The organism is Chryseobacterium salviniae, assembly GCF_035819015.1.
Taxonomy (GTDB): domain Bacteria; phylum Bacteroidota; class Bacteroidia; order Flavobacteriales; family Weeksellaceae; genus Chryseobacterium; species Chryseobacterium salviniae.
Genome location: NZ_JAYLAA010000026.1, coordinates 1 through 20,241 on the forward strand (window position 1 = coordinate 1; position 20,241 = coordinate 20,241).

15 protein-coding genes and 2 rRNA genes are annotated in these 20,241 nt (G+C 39.0%); 14 read left to right on the top strand and 3 right to left on the bottom strand.

Annotated elements, in window-relative coordinates; all coding sequences use genetic code 11:
• Together SOP96_RS07075 and rrf are read left to right on the top strand one after the other, a co-directional pair.
• Positions 1 to 968 (top strand): 23S ribosomal RNA (locus SOP96_RS07075); the annotation flags it as partial.
• A gap of 210 nt (positions 969 to 1,178) precedes the next feature.
• Positions 1,179 to 1,286: ribosomal RNA gene (gene rrf / locus SOP96_RS07080) — 5S ribosomal RNA — on the top strand.
• Between the two features lie 638 nt (positions 1,287 to 1,924).
• Here rrf and SOP96_RS07085 read toward each other — a convergent pair.
• From SOP96_RS07085 to SOP96_RS07095, 3 genes are all read right to left on the bottom strand, one after another.
• Positions 1,925 to 3,484: a ribonuclease E/G gene (locus SOP96_RS07085; protein WP_326320293.1), complete on the bottom strand. Its 1,560-nt coding sequence runs from the start codon at positions 3,482 to 3,484 to the stop codon at positions 1,925 to 1,927.
• Between the two features lie 362 nt (positions 3,485 to 3,846).
• The gene (locus SOP96_RS07090) at positions 3,847 to 4,137 is read right to left on the bottom strand and encodes an HU family DNA-binding protein (RefSeq protein WP_027388329.1); all 291 of its coding nucleotides are present in this window, start codon (positions 4,135 to 4,137) and stop codon (positions 3,847 to 3,849) included.
• 140 nt (positions 4,138 to 4,277) lie between these two features.
• Positions 4,278 to 4,949 (bottom strand): response regulator transcription factor, encoded by a 672-nt coding sequence (locus SOP96_RS07095; RefSeq protein ID WP_326320294.1) that lies wholly within the window; start codon positions 4,947 to 4,949, stop codon positions 4,278 to 4,280.
• A 178-nt stretch (positions 4,950 to 5,127) separates the two neighbouring features.
• Here SOP96_RS07095 and tssO point away from each other — a divergent pair, with 178 nt between their 5' ends.
• The 12 genes from tssO to SOP96_RS07155 all read left to right on the top strand — a co-directional run bounded on the left by tssO (position 5,128) and on the right by SOP96_RS07155 (position 20,218).
• Entirely contained in the window at positions 5,128 to 5,664 is a 537-nt protein-coding gene (tssO, locus tag SOP96_RS07100) for a type VI secretion system TssO (protein ID WP_326320295.1), read from the top strand.
• Between the two features lie 10 nt (positions 5,665 to 5,674).
• Positions 5,675 to 6,202, top strand: coding sequence for a type VI secretion system transmembrane protein TssO (locus tag SOP96_RS07105; RefSeq protein WP_326320296.1), 528 nt, complete (start codon positions 5,675 to 5,677; stop codon positions 6,200 to 6,202).
• A gap of 56 nt (positions 6,203 to 6,258) precedes the next feature.
• Positions 6,259 to 7,164 (top strand): PKD domain-containing protein, encoded by a 906-nt coding sequence (locus SOP96_RS07110; RefSeq protein WP_326320297.1) that lies wholly within the window; start codon positions 6,259 to 6,261, stop codon positions 7,162 to 7,164.
• Positions 7,165 to 7,210: 46 nt separating this feature from the next.
• Positions 7,211 to 9,610 (top strand): type VI secretion system protein TssR domain-containing protein, encoded by a 2,400-nt coding sequence (tssR, locus tag SOP96_RS07115; RefSeq protein WP_326320298.1) that lies wholly within the window; start codon positions 7,211 to 7,213, stop codon positions 9,608 to 9,610.
• A 95-nt stretch (positions 9,611 to 9,705) separates the two neighbouring features.
• The gene (locus SOP96_RS07120; protein WP_326320299.1) at positions 9,706 to 10,209 is read left to right on the top strand and encodes a DUF4280 domain-containing protein; all 504 of its coding nucleotides are present in this window, start codon (positions 9,706 to 9,708) and stop codon (positions 10,207 to 10,209) included.
• Between the two features lie 23 nt (positions 10,210 to 10,232).
• Complete coding sequence (locus SOP96_RS07125) at positions 10,233 to 13,370, top strand: peptidoglycan DD-metalloendopeptidase family protein (RefSeq protein ID WP_326320300.1); 3,138 nt, start codon at positions 10,233 to 10,235, stop codon at positions 13,368 to 13,370.
• A 15-nt stretch (positions 13,371 to 13,385) separates the two neighbouring features.
• Positions 13,386 to 14,048 carry a hypothetical protein gene (locus SOP96_RS07130; RefSeq protein ID WP_326320301.1) on the top strand — a complete coding sequence of 221 codons (663 nt, stop codon included), beginning with the start codon at positions 13,386 to 13,388 and terminating at the stop codon, positions 14,046 to 14,048.
• 300 nt (positions 14,049 to 14,348) lie between these two features.
• The gene (locus tag SOP96_RS07135; RefSeq protein ID WP_326320302.1) at positions 14,349 to 14,879 is read left to right on the top strand and encodes a hypothetical protein; all 531 of its coding nucleotides are present in this window, start codon (positions 14,349 to 14,351) and stop codon (positions 14,877 to 14,879) included.
• A 99-nt stretch (positions 14,880 to 14,978) separates the two neighbouring features.
• Entirely contained in the window at positions 14,979 to 15,941 is a 963-nt protein-coding gene (locus SOP96_RS07140; protein ID WP_326320303.1) for a hypothetical protein, read from the top strand.
• 187 nt (positions 15,942 to 16,128) lie between these two features.
• On the top strand, positions 16,129 to 16,533 hold the full coding sequence (gene tssD, locus SOP96_RS07145) for a type VI secretion system tube protein TssD (protein WP_029296853.1): 405 nt from the start codon (positions 16,129 to 16,131) through the stop codon (positions 16,531 to 16,533).
• Between the two features lie 273 nt (positions 16,534 to 16,806).
• Positions 16,807 to 19,302, top strand: a complete 2,496-nt coding sequence (locus SOP96_RS07150; protein ID WP_326320304.1) for an ATP-dependent Clp protease ATP-binding subunit — start codon at positions 16,807 to 16,809, stop codon at positions 19,300 to 19,302.
• A gap of 49 nt (positions 19,303 to 19,351) precedes the next feature.
• Positions 19,352 to 20,218, top strand: a complete 867-nt coding sequence (locus tag SOP96_RS07155; protein WP_326320305.1) for a lytic transglycosylase domain-containing protein — start codon at positions 19,352 to 19,354, stop codon at positions 20,216 to 20,218.
• Positions 20,219 to 20,241 lie beyond the last annotated feature (23 nt).

Below are 20,241 nucleotides of genomic sequence, written 5' to 3' on the forward strand. Positions count from 1 at the left end.
GCCGTAACTATAACGGTCCTAAGGTAGCGAAATTCCTTGTCGGGTAAGTTCCGACCTGCACGAATGGTGTAACGATCTGGGCACTGTCTCAGCCACGAGCTCGGTGAAATTGTAGTATCGGTGAAGATGCCGATTACCCGCAATGGGACGAAAAGACCCTGTGAACCTTTACTATAACTTCGTATTGACTTTGAGTAAGTAATGTGTAGGATAGGTGGGAGGCTTTGAAGCAGGCACGCTAGTGCTTGTGGAGCCGCTGTTGAAATACCACCCTTTACTTACTTGGAGCCTAACTTCTTTAAGAAGGACATTGCGTGGTGGGTAGTTTGACTGGGGTGGTCGCCTCCAAAAGAGTAACGGAGGCTTTCAAAGGTACCCTCAGCACGCTTGGTAACCGTGCGTAGAGTGTAATGGCATAAGGGTGCTTGACTGTGAGACCTACAAGTCGATCAGGTGCGAAAGCAGGACATAGTGATCCGGTGGTTCCGTATGGAAGGGCCATCGCTCATAGGATAAAAGGTACTCCGGGGATAACAGGCTAGTCTCCCCCAAGAGCTCACATCGACGGGGAGGTTCGGCACCTCGATGTCGGCTCGTCACATCCTGGGGCTGGAGAAGGTCCCAAGGGTTGGGCTGTTCGCCCATTAAAGTGGCACGCGAGCTGGGTTCAGAACGTCGTGAGACAGTTCGGTCTCTATCTATTGCGGGCGTTAGATGTTTGAGAGGGCTTGATTCTAGTACGAGAGGACCGAATTGAACAAACCTCTGGTGTATCAGTTGTACCGCCAGGTGCACCGCTGAGTAGCTATGTTTGGAAGAGATAAACACTGAAAGCATATAAGTGTGAAACTCGCCTCAAGATGAGACATCTTTTAAGGGTCGTGGGAGATGACCACGTTGATAGGCTACAGGTGTAAAGTTGGTAACAGCATAGCCGAGTAGTACTAATTACCCGTAGATTTATAGCCTATAAGGATGCTTATGGCAGCTGGCCGATAGCTAATAGCTAAAAGCAAGCCGCTAACAACAAGCCTTATAAGTGCGACACTGGTTTTGCCTTTGTGATGAAATTTACCGATAAAAACATTTAATGTTTAAAGTTTAGGGTTCAAGGTTTAAAGTGTAACAGCAATAAACATCAAACCCGGAACACAAAACCTTAAATGATATACAACCTTTAGGGTGGTTTTAGCGGTGGGGCTCACCTGTTCCCATTCCGAACACAGAAGTTAAGCCCACCAGCGCCGATGGTACTGCTAACGCGGGAGAGTAGGTCGCCGCCAGTTTTTATTCAAACCTCATACAGCAATGTGTGGGGTTTTTTGTTTTATACCGGTAAGAGGTGAGGAAGTAAGAAGTGAGAAGTAAGAGGGGGATGTTCAGGGTTCAAAATTCAAGATTCAAAGTTCAGGGTTTAAAGTTGATGTTTAAGGTTCAATCAAGGTTCAGAGTTTTAAAGTTTAAAGTTTAAAGTTCAGGATATATTGTAGAAAATAAGCTGGCATATCATCATTCACTGGTTTACTTTTTATATTACCCAATTACCAATTACATATTACCCATTACTTATCAACATCCGATACCATTATTCATTCCTATAGTTCAAGGTTTATATCTTACCTTTCACTTCTTACTTCTCACCTCTCACTTCTCACCTCTCACATCCTTAGCCCCGATAGCAGCGGTTACCCCACAGCAGGAGCCGGAAAGAAAGGCCTTTTGGCAACGCAAAGGCCAGGCGCGAGGAGTAGAAGCGGATAGCGGGAGAAAGCTCATGAAAAAAAATGGTATTTAAAGTTAGATATAGTGCTACAGGATGATATGCAATTTACAAGCTTGCTTGAAGTATTTTACTTATGTGTAGGGAAGATGTTCCTATGATAAGAAAAAGCCTCCGGTAATGATTACCGAAGGCTATACGTTTTTAGTTAGAATATCCTATCAATTCTTCTTTTTTCGAGTTGTAAATTCTGTATTCTAAGTATTTGAATGAGTCTCTCGGAACAACGATTACCCATTTTTTGTATTTCATAAACCATTTCATCTGGATGCTGTTAAAGCCTTTGGTAAGGTAAGCTTCCACAAAAGGGTGTACATGAAGGTAAAGTTTTCCTTTTTCCTTTTGCATAATGGTTCTGAGGGTTTCTCCCATTCTTTCCACAATAACAATCGGAGCAACGATTTCTCCGTCTTTATTCGGGTTTTCTTCTTTGGTCTCAATCTGTTTTTCCGGACGGTTTCTTTGCCGGGTAATCTGGATGAGTCCGAACTTGCTTGGAGGAAGTATTTTATGGCGTGCTTTATCACGTTTCATTTCTTCCTTGAGATGTTCGTAAAGATCTCTTCTGTGTTCGGGATTGGTCATGTCGATGAAATCGATTACGATGATTCCTCCCATGTCACGAAGACGGAGCTGGCGTGCAATTTCGGTGGCAGCCATTTTGTTGACTTTTAAGGCATGTTCTTTGTTGACGGCTGTTCCGGTAGTAATATTATTTCCGGAGTTTACATCGACTACATGAAGGGCTTCTGTGTGTTCTATGACCAGATAAGCGCCTTTTGAGCTGGGAATGTTAACGTGTTTTCCGAAGCTTTGCTTAAGCTGTTTTTCTACGTTGTAATATTCCAGAAGAGGTATGTGAGAATCGTAAAAGTGAACAATATTTTTTCTTTCCGGAGCGATTACCTCCAGATAGTTTTTCATTTCGCCGACCATTTGTTCGTCATCACAAGTGATGCTTACAAAATCCTGGTTGAAATTGTCTCTTAAAATCGCTGAAGCTTTATCATCTTCGCTTAAAACTCTTGAAGGGACTTTGTTTTTCTGGATATTTTTAAAAGCAGTTTCCCATTTCTGGATCAGCTGATTCATATCGTTATGAAGATCCGCCACTTTTTTTCCTTCGGCAACGGTTCTGATGATAACGCCAAAACCTTCAGGTTTAATGCTTTCTATCAGCGTTCTGAGCCTCTCTTTTTCTTCAGGGCTTCTTACTTTTTTTGAAATCGACACTTTGTTGTCGAACGGAATTAGTACCAGGAAACGGCCTGTAAGGGAAATCTGGGTAGATATTCTCGGCCCTTTTGTAGATATGGGCTCTTTGGTAATCTGAAGCAAAACAACGTCATCTTTGGCAATAACTTTGTCTACGGTTCCGTTTTTATCGATTTCGGGCTGTATCTCGAAATTTTTTAAGCTTGATGCGCTTTGTTTTTTGGAAATTGTGTCCTTCAGAAATTTTCTGTAGGTAAGATATTGTGGCCCAAGATCCTGATAATGGAGAAAAGCATCCTTTTCATAGCCTATATTTACAAAGGCGGCATTCAGGTTGGGAGCCAGCTTTTTTACTTTCCCGATAAACAAATCTCCAACTATAAAGTCACTTTTGTCCTCTTGCTCATGAAGTTCACATAGTCTTCCGTCTTCCAGCAGTGCAATCTTTGTAAGATCATCTTCATGCGAAACGATTAGTTCTTTCTTCATTTTATTGTAAGGTAAAAATTGTTAAGAAGATAGGTAACAGGTGTATATTTCATCATATAAATTTATCCTTAAATTAAGAATTAGTATTGAATGAGCGGTAATTTTTTTAGTAATATTTACAATCCTGTTCCATGGCATCTCAATAGTTGCAAAAACAAAATATAGTCGGTGAACCTTTAAAAATTTAAAATCACCAACTATATTATATATTTAAATCTCAGGAAATGAGATTATTTTTTCTTATGTCTGTTTGCTCTTCTTCTCTTTTTTCTTTTGTGAGTTGCAACCTTGTGTCTTTTTCTTTTCTTTCCGCTTGGCATAATTATAATTTTTTAGTAACTAGTTAATATTCAGTTAATTTTTTATTTTACGGTAACTTTCGTTTTTACTTTCTCCACAAAAGATTTTGATGGCTTGAAAGCAGGAATGTTATGTGCAGGGATTTCAATTGCAGTGTTCTTAGAGATGTTTCTTCCCGTTTTAGCTGCTCTTGTTTTAATGATAAAAGATCCAAAACCTCTCAAATAAACATTATCTCCATTATACATAGAAGTTCTGATTTCTTGCATAAAAGCTTCTACAACTTTCTGTGTTTCATTCTTTTCGGTTCCCAACTTATTTGAGATGGTGTTTACCAATTCTGCCTTTGTCATTTCCTTATTTTAATTTTAAATTTTAGGTGTGCAAATTTAGTTAAAAAAATTGAATATTAGCAAATTAGTGGCAAAATATTTTTCGGTAAGCGATTGAAAACTGAATGTTTACTTGTTATGAATGTACTGTTAAATCACCATTACATACTGGAATTGTAGTATCCGTTCTCTACGCAGAAGCGGATTAGGTGCAGTTTGGTCTTCAGCCCCAGTTTTTCCGTAAGGCGGTTGATGTAGGTATCAATGGTTCTGGTACTGAGGTTCAGCTTTTCAGCAATTTCTTTGTTGCTGAAGCCCTCGTAACAGAATTTCATCAGCTGAATTTCCGTTGGAGAAAGCTCTTCCTGGCTTTTTTTCTGCCGTTCCATATATTCCATTACAGCAAGCGGCTGCTGTTCCCATTGTTTGGTATACCCTGCGTAATCAAAGCTTTCACCTGTTACTTTTCCTTTGATGATGTCTTTAATCACATTGCTTTTTTTCTGGCAATAATATAAGTTGGGGATTTTGGAAAGAATTTCCGCCATATCTTCCTGGTAGGTTCCGGAATACGTGATAATGGGTGTTTCGCTATTGCTTTTACGAATGTATTTTATGGCTTCAAGTCCGCTTAATACGGGCATAAAAAGTTCTATAATAAATACATCTTCCTGCCTTCTGTAATTCCTGCTGATCAGTTCGCGGCCGTTGTTACAGTCATTAAGAAGTATATAGAACGGATTTTCTGTAAGCATCTTAATCAGGATCTTTTTAAAATAAAAATCACTGTCTGCTATGGAAAACCGCACAGTATTGGTCAATAATTTGCTCACGTTAATATCGATTTGGTGAATGATGATTATAATCAGATCACTAAATTAGGAAAATTAGCTGAAAGTGAAAATTAAACTTAATTTAATTGAATAAATAATATTATTTCATTAAAATTCGTAAATTTTGTGAATAAATTATTTTTTTACTAATTTCACAGACCAAACAAATCACAAACATATGTCTTCGAACCGGGAGAAAAAATTAAACCAAGCAGATGTAAGGATAGGCATTTGGAAATTTGTTCTATCATTCATCGTTCTATCAGGTGTTTCCTTCATCTGTGTATTCTTCTTTTTTAAAAGTTACGACATCCAAAGACAGGGTATCAAAAAAGAAGCGGACGACTACCGCTATCTTCTTACCAGAAGCAATCTTCTGAAAGATCATGTAGACAGCATATTTTACCGGATGGATCAGTTGGATATCAACAGAGTGCAGAATGATATTTTCCTGAGAAATGCAATCATGGAAGATGTGAGAAATGCCAGAAACGCCATGGCTAAAGACAGTGCAGATAATTTTAAGCATTATTCCATGCTCATGAAGCAGATCGAGCCGATGCTGGCTTTAAAAAAACAGATCATTGATGTTTCCTACAAAGAACAGGTAGCTCTGAGAAACCTCAGCGAGTGTAAAGGAAAGATCGGAATAATCAACAGTGAATTAAAGGTAGATCCTACCAGGAAATTTTCGGGAATGAGAAGAAGAAGATAAAATGAATACTATGCAGGGACAAATCACATTATCAAAAAAAGAAAGGCATTATCAGTTTTTATATTTAATCTTAATGCTTTTTGCGGCACTTATTTTCATGGGAATTATTTTCTTAAGAGGTTTCCAGTCTCCGTTTTCGGACAATGATATCGTCTCCATCCAGATGCTGGAAGAAAAAAACAAATTTGATCTGAAACAAAAACAATCCTTCAAAGTTATGGACAGCACATTCTCCATGATCAATAAACTTACCGACGAAGCTCCGCAGCCTTTTGTTGAAAATAATATCATGTACGGGATTAATGACGTAGCAGGATATTACCAGAACGGAGACAATATCAACGATATCAGGAAAGAGGCATATCCCCAGATCGCAAAATTTTATAAAATGTATTTTAACGACAAAAAAATTATTTCCAGCAAAACGGAAAATATTAAAAACTTTGAAAAACAGTTTGATGAATGTTCCATCGGGTTTAAAGAAAAAAGAAGCCAGCTCTTCCAGCGCGAAACCGCTTTGCAGTCGAGATCACAATAAGCACAGAACACCAAAAATACATTAAAACCACATCACACATCACACAATCATTAACTATGAATTACTTTCAGAAAAACAAGAAAAACATCATTATCGGTGTTATTGCAACACTGTTAATAGCTGCGCTGGTTGCATTATGGCTGCAGAAGAAAGTGATACACTCGTCCGACGATATTGTCGGAGTCGTATATCCGTCTACCCTGAAAGTGGGAGATACCCTCTCATTCGAAGACAAAACGCAATTTGCCAAAACCAAAATGTGGAATTTCGGAGACGGAACCACCAGCGATAAAAATAAAGGCATCCACTTTTACAACAAACCCGGATATTATCAGGTAACATTGATTATCGATAATAAATATTCCAAATCTTTTCCCATCATTGTTTCCGCAAGAACAGTTCCCAAAAAAGACAGTGTAAAAACGGTAACGCTCATTGACGCTCCGTCGCAGGCCATGCAATTTGAAAATGTGCAGTTCCGTGCCATTTCAGACGGAAAACAGTTTACCTGGAAATTCGGGGAAACGGGAAGGATTGATTCTAAAGACAAACTGGCAATTTATTCTTACCAAAAACCGGGTGATTATGTTGTAAGCCTTATCACGGATGAAACCGTAGAACCCGTACTTCACCAGATTAAAATTTTACCTGCTTACGATGCATTGGAAGAAGAAGTAAGCGTGGAAGACAGCTATGCTAAAATTGATAACGATTTTAAATACCATCTTCAGCAGATAGCCTACGGAAACAGTTTCAACATGCATTACAATTACCTGTTGAGAACCTACCTGTGTAACAATGAAAATACGGTAGTGAATGTAAACGGCAGCAAAGTAAACAATTTTTACATGTACTGTGCCGGACTTCAGTTTGATAAAAATAATATCATTCAGACCGTTAAAGTAAATTTTGATGATGCGCAGAACTGCGTAACCAAAGTAGACATCAACCAAAGCAAATAACCAAGTCCTTTCAGGGACATCACACCAATCGTAAAATATAAAAAGGATGAAAAATAAACTTCCTCTAGCAGCATATTATATCGGATTATCAGTATTGCTGACAGCCTGTCAGGTAAAATTACCGTCCAAAAGAACACCTGAACCTTCACATTACGGGCAGGTAGACAATTCTCCTGTCGTGAACGGCTTTCCTAAAAAAGCAGTTCCGTGGATTGCCATTTCAGACCGTTCAAAAAATACGGCTTATCTTGATAAAAGTGATGAAAAATCATATAAAGAAGTTAAATTCCTCGAACCGCTTATGGTGCTCAAGCACAGAGATGGTATGGTAAAAGTTGCGGAATATATTCCCGATGCTTTAATGAAGAAAGTATCATCCAAACAGGTAAAAACCTACGGCTGGATCCCGGAATCTGACCTCCTTTTATGGAGCAACTCGCTGAAAAGCGAAAAAACAGGCTTCCCGGTAAAAGTTGCAGTGGTACCCAACAACAGTGAAGTCATCAAAAACTCTGAAAGATACTATAAAAATGATTCTATCATGGTGTTCAATTCGCCCAGCCTTATTGAGCAGGCGGATGTGAAAATTCCGAACGGACAAATGGTGTATGTTTATAAACAGGCGGAAAACAACAAACGATTTCTGGTTGGCAAAAAACCGAGCGTTGATATCGACAGCATCGGAACGAGCCTCTATGGTTGGGTAAGCTCAAACGTCATTTCAAGCTGGGGAGAACGCTCTGCCGTGAAAATGAAAAATACAACCGGAATTACAGAGACTACCTTAGGGATTCATGAAGGATCTCCGGGAGGAAATGATTCAGAAAACAGAGTGGCTGTTCTGCTTACTGATGTTAATAAAAGGACACCGCTTGAAAATATTTTTCCGGTAAATTTACCATTGAATGAACCATCTGCTCCGGATTCTAAAACCAAATACTTCACCAATGTCCTTGACTATAGCAAAAATTATGTATTCAATGTGCTGGGTGAACCCATTTATTTCGACAGGTATAGGGAAATTACCGAAAAAAATAAGAAAATAAATATTGTATTTACCCTTGATATCAGTGCTCCGAATGCGCCTTATGCTCCGATTGTAAAATCTCTTCTTCAGGATCTGCAGCTGAGATTTGAAAAACCTTCGTATTTTAATCAGGTACGTTATGGCGTGGTTTTGTATAAAAATAATCCTTGCGGAGATAATGTAGCAGTATCTCCGTTAAACACAGATTACAGCAAAATCACAACATTTATCGATCAGAAAAGCAATGAAATGAACTGTGCCAGCAACAGCGGATATCAGCCGGTGAATGAAGGATTAATGGCAGCCGGAGACCTTCTTTCAAATTTTCCGGACGAAACCAATATTGTTGTTACTGTAGGAACTTCAGCTGCGCAGAGCGGAAATATGTATGGCGTGATCAATTCGCTTACACAGGCTCAGGCAAGGTTGATTATGTTTCAGACAAGCGCCAGATCATCAGACACTTACAATGATTTTGTTTTAATGTCAGAAAATATAGTAACCAATACTGCAAAAAATATCGCTGAACTGAAAAAGCAGAAGATCATTAACCAAAATGATGTTTTAACGAAAAATAATTTTAATCTGGTAGAAGGAGACGAAGGTTTCTTCTCTCTGGATTATCCTAAACAAAGTATGTCTCAGGGATTTGTAATTTTCCCTAAAAAAGGCGATATCGCAACTCCCGGATATCTTAAAAAATCGGTAGACAGCCTTATTGCTCAGGTTACTTTGGACAATACGACGTTGGATAATTCTTTAAATGATTATTTCCATTCATCGGTTGGAGCCGGAAGAACGGATGTTGACCTGAAGTACAAATATCTCTATCCGGGACTCACCAATCCTGTTCCTGCAGGTATTGCAGCGCAGCTTATCAATTACGGAAACCCATTCCTCGTAAAAGGATATATCCCGAAAGAGCTCAAAGACTTTAAACCCGGACTTGAAAAAGGAATTCTTATCTCTGAAACAGAATATGATAATTTAAAATTATTCTATACCGAAGTCTATCAGAAAACCGGAGCAGAAAGAGCAGATTTCAGTCAGGCAAGAGCCGTAAGAGAATATGTAAAATTGCTGAAAAAATACAATCCTACTTTAAAATTTCTTGATAAAGGCGATCTTTATAAACAGCCGATGTCATATTCGGTAGGAGTAAGCACAGGTTTTGATAATTCCGAAGAAGAGCTGATGTCAAAATACATGCTGAAAGGCTGGAAAAAATCTAAAATCGTAACCAACGAAACAGCCCGAAATTACTTCCGCCATTACAAAGATCTGGCTGAAAGAATGCTTTCGCACAGAAATGACCCGGCTGTAAAAATCCAGCAGAACGGACAAACTTTTTACTGGCTGAATGAATATTTCATGCCGACCATGCAGCCCGTCGAGCAGCCGGAATATACTAAACATTAATCACTTATAATATCGAAAAGCGGAATTTAATTCCGCTTTTTTTATTTTTTAAAGTAAATTTTTTTATCTTTGATGCTACCCAAATCATAAATATTATGTCACAGCAATCATCTCCACATAACGGAAAGCATTTCGTCGTACAGAAAGGTAAAGCCCAGTGCAATCAGGGCGACCAGTTTCCCCAATATAAAGTGACTTCCCATCAGAAACATTTTTGGAATGACTCTGATGGTAATAATGATTTTCTGGCCGTTACAGAAGACGATCTCCAGTTCAATCCTTCCGGCCCGAGTTTCGGAAAATGTAAGCTGAAGCCCAGTTCCGGAGGAAATCTTCCCTGTTCTTATGCTCCTGCCGGAAAGTGGCAGAAAACCTATGATAAAGTAAAGATCATGGATAAAAAAATCGTGACCGAAGTATCGGAGCTGCAATGTGTGGTGGGAGGAAAAATCACCATTAAAGATCATGGTCAGAGAGGGCAGATGAGCAAAAAAAATGTGAAGAATGCCGACAATAAAACGGTACAGCATATTAATCCGTTGGTAAACATGCAGGACTACAAAGAAACCGTCCTGGAAAGTGAAATTGACGCTTACTAATTCATTTTACAAAAACACTTTCTATGTCTAAAAAAGGAGTTTCAAAAATTTCAGGAAATCCAACTCCTACCATTGGAGAAAAAACCACCTATATCGTTACAGACTGGTATCCTGCAACACCCGCCGGTGAAAGAAATCCCGCTGCGGTAACCTGGGAACTTTTCAAGAAAAGAAGCAACGGAAATTTTACCTCAACCAATATTAAAAAGGTAGGAGACGGAAGCTTTACATTCGGGGAGGTTGCGGCAAAAAATACCTACCGTCTGGAAGCTTACCTTCATGAACCGGAAGGCAGCGGCCCGACAACCATCGACATTACTCCGCAGCCTGCCGGAACTCCGGAAATTACCAAAGTAGAGCTTAGGTATGCTGATGATACTCCCGGAACTGTTTTCAGCTATACTGATAAACTTATTGCTAAAGCGCTTTGTGTTAATCTTACAGGAAAAAAACTTGTATTTAGACTTTGTGAAGATGATGCAGCAGGTGGTGGCCATAATTCCGGAAATCTTTTTGTAGACAGCCGGGAAGCCATTGTCGACAGAACCGGAACTGCAACCGCCGAATTTGTTTTGACAAAAGCATTAATGCAGAAAGCGGCTCAAGGTGAAACAGATCCTCAAAAGCTCGAATTTTACGTTACCGTAGAATATTACAGCAACAGGAAGCATGCAACCAATAATGTTACGGTTCAGAATCCGGAATACAGAGAGCCGGCTCAGCAGACACAACAATCGCCCCCGTCACAGCAAAATTCCGGAACTTCACAGCAACAGCCGGTTTCAAGAACTCAACCAAGCGGAGCGGAAGAGGATGATGCACCACAACCCGATGCGTCTAATCAGACCAACGGAACGGTAGAGCCGGAACAGCAGCCGACTCCTCAGCTGCCTGAAGGAAGAACAACAAGTGTTGTAGAGGAACCCAAAGCTGAAAGTCTTCTCGATGCTTATTTTGCAAAAGAAGAATTCACAAAAGAAACCGATGAAACGGATGGTAATTATACCTACACATTTGCTTCAAACAACAATAACATCAATAAAGATACTGTTGCACAGATTATTAAAGGCAAAGTAGATCCTGCCGTAAAAAAAGATAGAAAATACGCAAAATTTGAGACCATCAAGAATGCGCTCACCAAAACTTCCTATGCAAAGGGTGAAACCATTTCTTTTGCTTTATATAAACTGGGGCCTGTGTTGGTAAAAATAAATAATGCACCGCTGGAAGAAGAAGTATATGTAGTAGCAACCACCATGCTTCTTGATGGGAAAGAAGTGAGCATAAATATCAAAGAAAAGGAACCGGTATTAATTGGAAGTGACGCCAATCTTCCTGTATTGGAAGCAAAAGAAAACGGAGCCGAAATAACAACCTTAAAAGCAGTAGCAGAAAATGGACTCGCTAAAGTTAAAATAAAACTACGGCCGCAATCCGATGATACGCTGAAAGAATGGAAGGAAAAATTAACGGGAATAAAAGACGGAACTCACACGTACACATTCGGGGGAAACGGAAATAATACAGCGACGGCACAGCAAAAAAGAAGAATCGCAGGAATTATCATTAATAAAATAAAAGCGGAACTGGCCGAACAGAAAAAATTTGCGAAAAGTGAGGCAATAGAGCAGGCGCTCACCAAAGAAGTGTATAACAAAGACGAGCAGATTACCTTTGATGTTTTTAAAAGCGTAACCGAATATTTGTGGCTAAAAGCAGAATGCACTGGAAATTTACAAAAGCATGCAGGAGAATTCCTGAAAAAAGACGGAGCCTATTTCGAGATTGGTAAAAAATGCCCGAGATGTACGGAGAAAATTACCATTGAGCAAATTGAAGAGCTGTACGGTTCTTTACCGGCGCATAAAGCCTTCAGGCAGGAAGTGGTGGATAATCTGAACAAATATATTTTTGATTCCGGGAAAGAAATTCATATCAATACCTGTCTCAGAAAAGCACATTTCTTTGCGCAGGTGGGTGCCGAAACATTAGGGATCAACCCGGATTGGATGGTGGAAACAGATAAATTCCGCTACTCGAGATCAAGAAGTTTGAGTATTTTCGGACAAAGAGCTGCCAACCTGAATGCTGCAGGCCTTTTAGAAACTTATTGCAATGAAAATCCGCAGAGAAGACTGATGAATTATATGTATGCCGCAGAAAACGGCTTTGGAAACGGAAACGGGAACGAAGCGAGCGGCGATGGTTATCTATTCAGAGGAAGAGGGCTGAAACAGCTTACCGGCCGCGGAAATTACAGAAGTGCCGCCAATTATATCAAAGAAATTTTTCCTGATGAATATACAGACCTTGAAGCCGACCCGGATAAAGTGAAAGAAGCTAAATATGCAGTTTTAACGGCTATTGCTTTCTGGGAAAAACACGAAATCTGGAAAACGGCAGACACCGTAAAAGTTTCTACGCTGGATAACGTGAAGAAAGTACGAAGACTTGTTAATCCGGGACTGGCAGGATTGGGAGATGCTAAATCGTATTTCGATAAGGGAATTAATGTATTTAAAGTAAATTCATGCTCTCCTGTGGAAGGCGGAGATTCTACATGGCATGATCCGATAGACAATCCGCAGAGGACGTATTATAACTCCAGCGGCGCGCACAGGGAACAAAACGGAGCGTTCGGACCGGTAAGAACAAGAATCGTAAACGGCCAGGCTGTTCCGAGAAATCACCAGGGGCTTGACATTTTTGCCGATATAGATACGCCGTGTAAAGCCTGCCTGGACGGAACCATTGTGAGCTACATGAATGAAGGAAGTGCAGGATACGGAAATGTGCTCGTTCTGGAAGTCAGCGGCGAAGATTTAAGAAAGGCCAAAAGAAATTATACGCACGAATTTACGGCGGAAGTAGAAAGTGGATCAGGTTTTGATATTAATGCTGATAAATTTTATCTCCGTTATGCCCATTTGAAATCGGCGGTAAAAACCAGCGGAGAAGTTACGGCAGGTGAAACCATTTGCTATTCAGGTGATTCCGGGAATGCAAGCGGAGTTCCGAATCCACATCTGCATTTTGAAGTTGCCATGAATGCTACCGGAAACGGAACAGGTCTTCAAAACAGATATAATCCTGCTTATTTTGTAAGGCTCACGGCAATTGATCAGCCGGCTCAGCAGGCTGTAAAGGACGCGAGATCGTAATGTAAAGAGAAATGTATGTATAAATTGTTTTTTAAATTATCAATTTTACTGTTTGGGTTTACCTTATTCAGCTGTAAAGAAAACAGGCAAACCACAGCAGAACAGAAACAGCTAGAAGCAAAATCTGTTGTTCAGGCTGCTAACTTTACCGTTGCCGAAAGCAGCAAAAAAGCGCCGGAAAATATAGCTCATGAGATTTCTTTCGATATTGTAAGTCCTTTCAGGAAAGATGATAATGAAAACTGCTACGTTCATGGAGCGACAAAGCTTTTCCATAAAACCGACAACAGCTTTATGCTTACCAAAAAGGATTTTGCCATTACCGATGTAGACTTTTCAGATAGCAATTACGAAGGTCCGGGTTACACCATCTATTCTTACCAGTCTTCAGCCAATAAAAATATGGAGGTTATTATCATTGAAGGACAGGCAGATATCGGTACGGCGTGGTATTATGTAGTCGTTCTGGATGGTGAAGATCTTGTAGACAAATTTTATGTAAAAGAACCGAGAGCCAATTCAGAAACTACGGATATGAAAGATTTTATCAATGTTGCATTGAAAGATAAAGATCTTGTCCTTAAATTTAAAAAAGATAAAATTGCCAGATATTCTAAACCAATGGCGAATATGAGAGCGGAAGGAAGTTATTTATGTTTAGACAAAAAGATTAAATAAATTTCAGATTATAAAAAATTAAAAGAGACCTGCATCGTGTAAGGTTTCTTTGTTTTTGAAAGTTATTAAGACGAATAATAGCACTAACCTTTAAGAAACATCAAAGGTATTTTGCTAAATTATTCTTAACTTACATCATCTAAATATTCAAATTGAAATCAGAAAAGGCTTTAATTCAGATCAATAGAAGAATGCTGATCAGAATCGATCAGATAAAATTTAGCCTCATATTCAAATAAAATATTTTCGTACGGAAAAATATGTATTTTTGATTTATCAATCACATAAAATAAAACTTTTATGATCCGTAAAAACTTTTCTGTTATAGGCCTTCTTATTATGTTATCTTTAGTTTCATGTAAAAAAAATGAAGACCATTACGAAAAAAATATCAAAGATTCTTCGGCTGTTTCAGAGGTAACAAAGGAATATCAAAAGCCTGTTCAGGATCAGAAAACGGAAAAGCCAGATGCTGCTGCCGGAGAAGACGACCGCAAAGAAGATGCAGCCATATCAATGCCTAAAAAAATCGTAGACGGAGTTTTTGTAGCCACCAACTGTGACGGCGGAAGGTTTTCAATAGAATTTAAAAATACGGGCGGACAGTCGACATTCAAAATATGGGATAAAAAGAAAATCATCGCAGCAGGAAATGTTTCGGCAGAAATCAATGAAAAAACGGGAGAAATCACCAATCTCGAAATGGGGGAAATCGAAGGGCTTTATCAGGATGATAAAATTATTATTCAGAACTATGGAAATTCTATGAATGAATTTGATCATTTTACGCAGTGCGGAGACAAATATCTTGAATTCACGAAACAAAAATAAGACGCCGATTAATCTCTACAGCTGGCTGAAATACCTCTAAAAACTATTTTGTAAAATAAAATTTTTACGCTAAATTGGGGTAAGCCAAAAACAGAATATATGATCGTTCATTTTATACTTTCCGGCGAAACGCTGGAAAGCATATCTGAAGAAATTCATCTTGAAAACCCGAAATACCTCAAAGAATTTCACAATATCCATTGTGCAAGGGAAGATTTTATACAGGATATGCTTATCCCAGGAAAAAAACTGATTATTCCCGGCATTAATAAAGTACGCGAATACAACAGCCTTAATGATGCCCCTTTTAAAAATCCTAAGCTGAATCCTGACATTCCTTTCAATCCGGAAAACTTCAGCAAAATCTATGCTGTGGTGAATAAAGAACTCTACGAAAGCGAGCTTGAAAGAAAACATGCTGTTCTTACTTACACAGTTTCCGTAAAATGGCTAAGGAGCGAAAACGGCTTTCATATTTTTCACCTTTTTAAAAATAATTTTTCAGACGGACAGGGAAATATGATGACCGATCTGGCTTCTGAATCCATCCGCTCCCTGAATCCGCTGGAAGTTAAAACTGATCTTAAAGGAAATGTGGTGAACATACAGCTTACGCAGCAGACGATGGATCATTTGGGAAAGATCATGGAACGTTTGTCGAATCTTTTTCAAGATAAATACGCAGAGATTTATCTTGATGAATTTGAAAGAGCGGTGCAGAACAGGAGTATTTTTAATTCGAGAATGAAAAATGATATTTTTATTAAAAACTATTTTGCATCAGTAAGAAATTCATTTTCAAACGGGAAATCATTTCTTAATCAGTCTGTCGGAGAAGAAAATACGGAAATTATTCTTCAGCAGACTATTGAAAATCCTGAATACAGTGATGAAATTGTAATATTTCAGAATCCTCAAGAATCCAAAAGCGAAATAGAATTTTCCGGAAAATATATTGTGAACACTAAAACAGGATTGATTAAAAATATAGCGCTGCATTATATTATCTCTCAATTTGGTATCAAAAACTCCAGTTTCTTTACTGTGACGCAATTGTCATAAGTACCATTAATAGGGAGATGTTAAGCTTGTGTTAAATCATTTGTCGTAGAATTACGACATCAAGTCGTAGTATTACTACAAAATATCAGATAATGGTGAAAAAACTTTTATAAGAAGTTCTGCCCCCATACCTTTGTTACACAATCACCGAATCACAAAATATTATTAACGATTAAAATTTACCATCATGGCAGCAAATTCAAGAGGAATTCTTAAATTCAATGGAGGAGAAGGTCAGAAACTGTTAAAGCTGAACTACAGCGTATCCAGATCAACAGACGTATCGGGAAGAGTAGCTTCAGATCCTTCCAACGCAATCATCAAAGTAACTGTAGAAGCAACTGAAAAATCAGATATTCTGGAAAGTTTACTTAATGGAAAATACAAGCCTACAACAGGCGAAATCACCTTTAACAAGTCTCACGAAGAAGGTACGCTTATCACATTAAACTGGGAAAACGGATATGTGATTCAGCATGAAGTAGACTTCGACGCCGTAGACGAAAACAGCATGCTGATAAGCTTTATCATCAGTGCCGAAACAATTGATTACGGAAATTCTAAGTATGAAGGACTTTGGCCTTCAAGCTAAAACAAGACGTAATTTAATATTCATAAGGGAAAGACTGTCATCACAAGGCGGTCTTTTTTACCATTACAGCACTCGCTGATGATGTTTTAAATTATCATTGGCAGCCGCTTCAAAAAACAGATGTTTTTTACTCTCAAAAAAAACTGATATATTAGTAGAAAGGTAAAATTTTCAGGAGGTTATGGATTAATTTTTGCTGCTGTTAGCGAAACATAACCGGTGAAAAATTACCGCACCAAAAGAAAAAAATATTAATTTGAGAAAAAATTCACAATGGGAGTACTAGTAACCAATGAGACCGTAAAACAGTTGTTTCATATCGCACAGTCTATCGCAAAAGAAAATTATAACGGAACGTATGGCGGGCCGCATATTCTTCAGGCATTAATGCACAAAGACATAGGGATTTCAGATTTCCTGAAAAGCATTGATAAAGATCCCGGATATTTTTACGAATGGGCCGATGTGCGTATCGAGGATTATCCAAAAACAACCCATCTTCCCGATGAGGTAAAAGAGGATGAATCGGTAGATACCATAGTAGAAGAAGCAGATGATATCCGTTTAAAGCTCGGCCTTGATGAGATCACGCCAATTTGCATACTGACAGCCATTGTAAAACCGCAGGTAGCCTTTTCGCTGCAGCAGCTCAAATCATTGCCGCTAAGAGAAAATGAAATTTTCAACCTCTACCGTAAAGATACGCCGTATGAAAGCTCCGGGAATAATGAATTTTCTTCCCTCTTTTCAAACGGTTCAGATTTTTCAGATAATTCTTTTCCTTCCATAAAAAACTATTGTGTAGACCGCACGGCGCAGGCGAGAAAAGGCGAGCTGGAAAATATCATCGGAAGAGATAAAGAACTTAGAATGCTGGTGGAAATTCTCTGCCGAAGAAGCAAACCGAATGTCATCATCATCGGTGAGCCGGGAGTTGGTAAAACCGCTTTGGTAGAAGGTTTTGCCATTGAAATCACCAAAGGCAATGTTCCCGAAATGCTGAAGAACGGAACACTGCTGGAATTGGATACTGGTGCTTTATTAGCCGGTACATCTTATAAAGGCGAAATTGAAGACCGTCTTAAAAAGGTTATTACCGAATGTAAAAAAATAGAAAAAGCTATTCTTTTCATTGATGAAATCCACACGCTTCTCGATCCTAAAGGCAGCATCGGAAATGTTGCCAATTTGCTGAAACCTGAACTGGCAAGAGGCGAAATCACCGTGATTGGTGCAACAACACAGGAAGAATACAGAAAAATTATAGAACCTGAACAGGCCTTCAACAGAAGGTTTGAAGTACTCACCGTTAACGAGCCAGACGAAAAAACCTGCGTTAAAATGATTGACGTGCTTCTCGAAGGCTATAAAAAACACCACGGAATTGAAGTCGAAAAAACTGCGCTTCCGGAATGTGTACGTCTTGCAAAAAGATATGCAAAAGGTAAAAAACTGCCGGATGCCGCCATTGATTTATTAGACAGGACAATGGCCGCCATCAAAATGCTGGATGAACTTTCTGAAAAAGAATTGGAAAGCTGGAAAAACAGCTATGATGAAATTCTCAAAGAAGAATTTTTTGATGAAAAAGATAAGGCAGATGAACTGATCTGGACTTATAATTTATTGAAAGATAAAATCAGCCCGATCTTATGGGGATCACTCAGCGAACAGCCTCAGATCGACAATTCCATGCCGGTAGAGCAGATAAAGAAAACCATTGAAGATACCTATGCAGAACTCTTGCAGCACGCCGCCAAAAAAAGAGAAAAAGTAGACCGCCTGGAGCTGGCTGCAGTAATGGCCGCAAAAACAAATATCCCGATTGGGAAAATTCAGGCGCAGGAAAAAGAAAAGCTTCTCAATATGGAATCGTTATTGATGAACAGGGTTGTCGGGCAGGATCATGCTCTAAAAATCCTTTCTGATGCGATTGTGGAAAACCGAAGCGGATTGAACAAACCGGGACAGCCGATTGGCTCTTTCTTCCTTCTCGGACCTACCGGAACCGGGAAAACAGAGCTGGCAAAATCAATGGCCGAACTGCTTTTCAATGACGAAAAAGCAATGGTTCGTTTCGATATGTCGGAATTTAAAGAAGAACATTCCGCAGCACTTTTGTATGGTGCGCCTCCGGGATATGTAGGCTATGAAGAGGGGGGGATGCTGGTGAACAAAATCAGGCAGCAGCCTTACACCGTGGTTTTGTTTGATGAAATTGAAAAAGCGCATCACTCGGTTTTTGATGTCTTTTTGCAGATCATGGATGAAGGAAAAGTACATGACAAGCTGGGGAAAGAAGGAGACTTCAGCAATGCATTGATCTTATTTACCTCCAATATCGGAAGTGAAGAAATTGTAAAGCAGTTTGAAGAAGGTAAAGTTCCGGAATCATCTTCTTTAATGCAGATCATGTCAAATTCAGGACGATTCAGGCCGGAATTTTTAGCAAGGATTACAGAAATTATTCCTTTTGCACCGATCACCGAATCGATTGCGGAAAGAATCTTTAATATTCAGCTGAAATCGCTTCATACTTCATTAACCAGACTGGGAATTGCTCTCAAAATTTCAGATGAAGCTGTGAAAAACCTCGCATTAGGCGGATTCAGCAGTAAATATGGTGCAAGACAGATTTCAGGAGTAATCAGATCTCAATTGGCAAGGCCAATCTCCAAGATGATCGTTCGTGAAGAAGTAAAATCCGGACAAACGATTTACGTAGACTGGAATACAGAAGAGGAAAAATTAACTTGGAAAGTAGAATAAGTAAAAAAGTATACGTTAAATCCCTTATTTACGTTAAATAAATAAGAATATGAAACCAAATCTCAAAAATATTATACTCACAGGAATACTGCTGTTGTGTTCAGACATCATGAATGCACAGTTTCTTGCTGCATCAGATACTTCCGAGAGCAGCGTGAGAAAATATAAGAGCATCATCAATTCGAATAAAGAAATTGTTGAATTTATAGAATATTCCCTCGCTAAAAAAGGCCTGCCAAAACATCTCAGGAATCTGGCTTTGATTGAATCGCATTTTAACAGGAACATTACTTCCGGAGCAGGAGCAGTTGGGGTTTGGCAGTTTATGACCTCTCACGCCAATCAGTACGGCCTTACCCAGCAGAACAGGAACGACCTTTATAAAAGTACGAAGACTGCCGTTGTGTCTCTTACCAATCTTTATAAAAAATACAACAATTGGATCACGGTAGTGGCTGCGTACAACTGTGGTGAAGGAAATATCGCAAAAGCAATGGCTGCAGCCAACTCATCACAGTACCATATATTTTCTAAATTTCTACCGGAAGAAACCATTAACCATGTAAAAAAATACCTGAATGCATGTTACGCTACCGGTGAGCTGCAAAGCGTTTTGAGCAATTACAATTCTTCCAGAATGAATACCGTATTTTTTGTAAATGGCGGAAGCGGAAAAAATATTGAACAGCTGGCCGAAACAGATATTAATGCAGGATTTAATTTAAATATTATAGCCGACGAACTGGATATGGATGTAAACAAACTCCTGTCCTGGAATCCCGGAATTACAGAAGAACTACAAAGCAAAGGCGAAGGGATTCTTTACCTTCCGAAAGATATCATGCCGGATTTTTTATTAAAGAAAACCAAAATCCTCTCAAGATCGGTAAAAGAAACACACATAATCACCAAATAAAAAAAAACACCAGACGATAATGT

Coding starts and splice junctions, on each gene's coding strand:
- SOP96_RS07085 (WP_326320293.1), bottom strand. CDS start 3,484: ATGAAGAAAGAACTAATCGTTTCGCATGAAGATGATCTTACAAAGATT.
- SOP96_RS07090 (WP_027388329.1), bottom strand. CDS start 4,137: ATGACAAAGGCAGAATTGGTAAACACCATCTCAAATAAGTTGGGAACC.
- tssO (WP_326320295.1), top strand. CDS start 5,128: ATGTCTTCGAACCGGGAGAAAAAATTAAACCAAGCAGATGTAAGGATA.
- SOP96_RS07105 (WP_326320296.1), top strand. CDS start 5,675: ATGCAGGGACAAATCACATTATCAAAAAAAGAAAGGCATTATCAGTTT.
- SOP96_RS07110 (WP_326320297.1), top strand. CDS start 6,259: ATGAATTACTTTCAGAAAAACAAGAAAAACATCATTATCGGTGTTATT.
- tssR (WP_326320298.1), top strand. CDS start 7,211: ATGAAAAATAAACTTCCTCTAGCAGCATATTATATCGGATTATCAGTA.
- SOP96_RS07120 (WP_326320299.1), top strand. CDS start 9,706: ATGTCACAGCAATCATCTCCACATAACGGAAAGCATTTCGTCGTACAG.
- SOP96_RS07125 (WP_326320300.1), top strand. CDS start 10,233: ATGTCTAAAAAAGGAGTTTCAAAAATTTCAGGAAATCCAACTCCTACC.
- SOP96_RS07130 (WP_326320301.1), top strand. CDS start 13,386: ATGTATAAATTGTTTTTTAAATTATCAATTTTACTGTTTGGGTTTACC.
- SOP96_RS07135 (WP_326320302.1), top strand. CDS start 14,349: ATGATCCGTAAAAACTTTTCTGTTATAGGCCTTCTTATTATGTTATCT.
- SOP96_RS07140 (WP_326320303.1), top strand. CDS start 14,979: ATGATCGTTCATTTTATACTTTCCGGCGAAACGCTGGAAAGCATATCT.
- tssD (WP_029296853.1), top strand. CDS start 16,129: ATGGCAGCAAATTCAAGAGGAATTCTTAAATTCAATGGAGGAGAAGGT.
- SOP96_RS07150 (WP_326320304.1), top strand. CDS start 16,807: ATGGGAGTACTAGTAACCAATGAGACCGTAAAACAGTTGTTTCATATC.
- SOP96_RS07155 (WP_326320305.1), top strand. CDS start 19,352: ATGAAACCAAATCTCAAAAATATTATACTCACAGGAATACTGCTGTTG.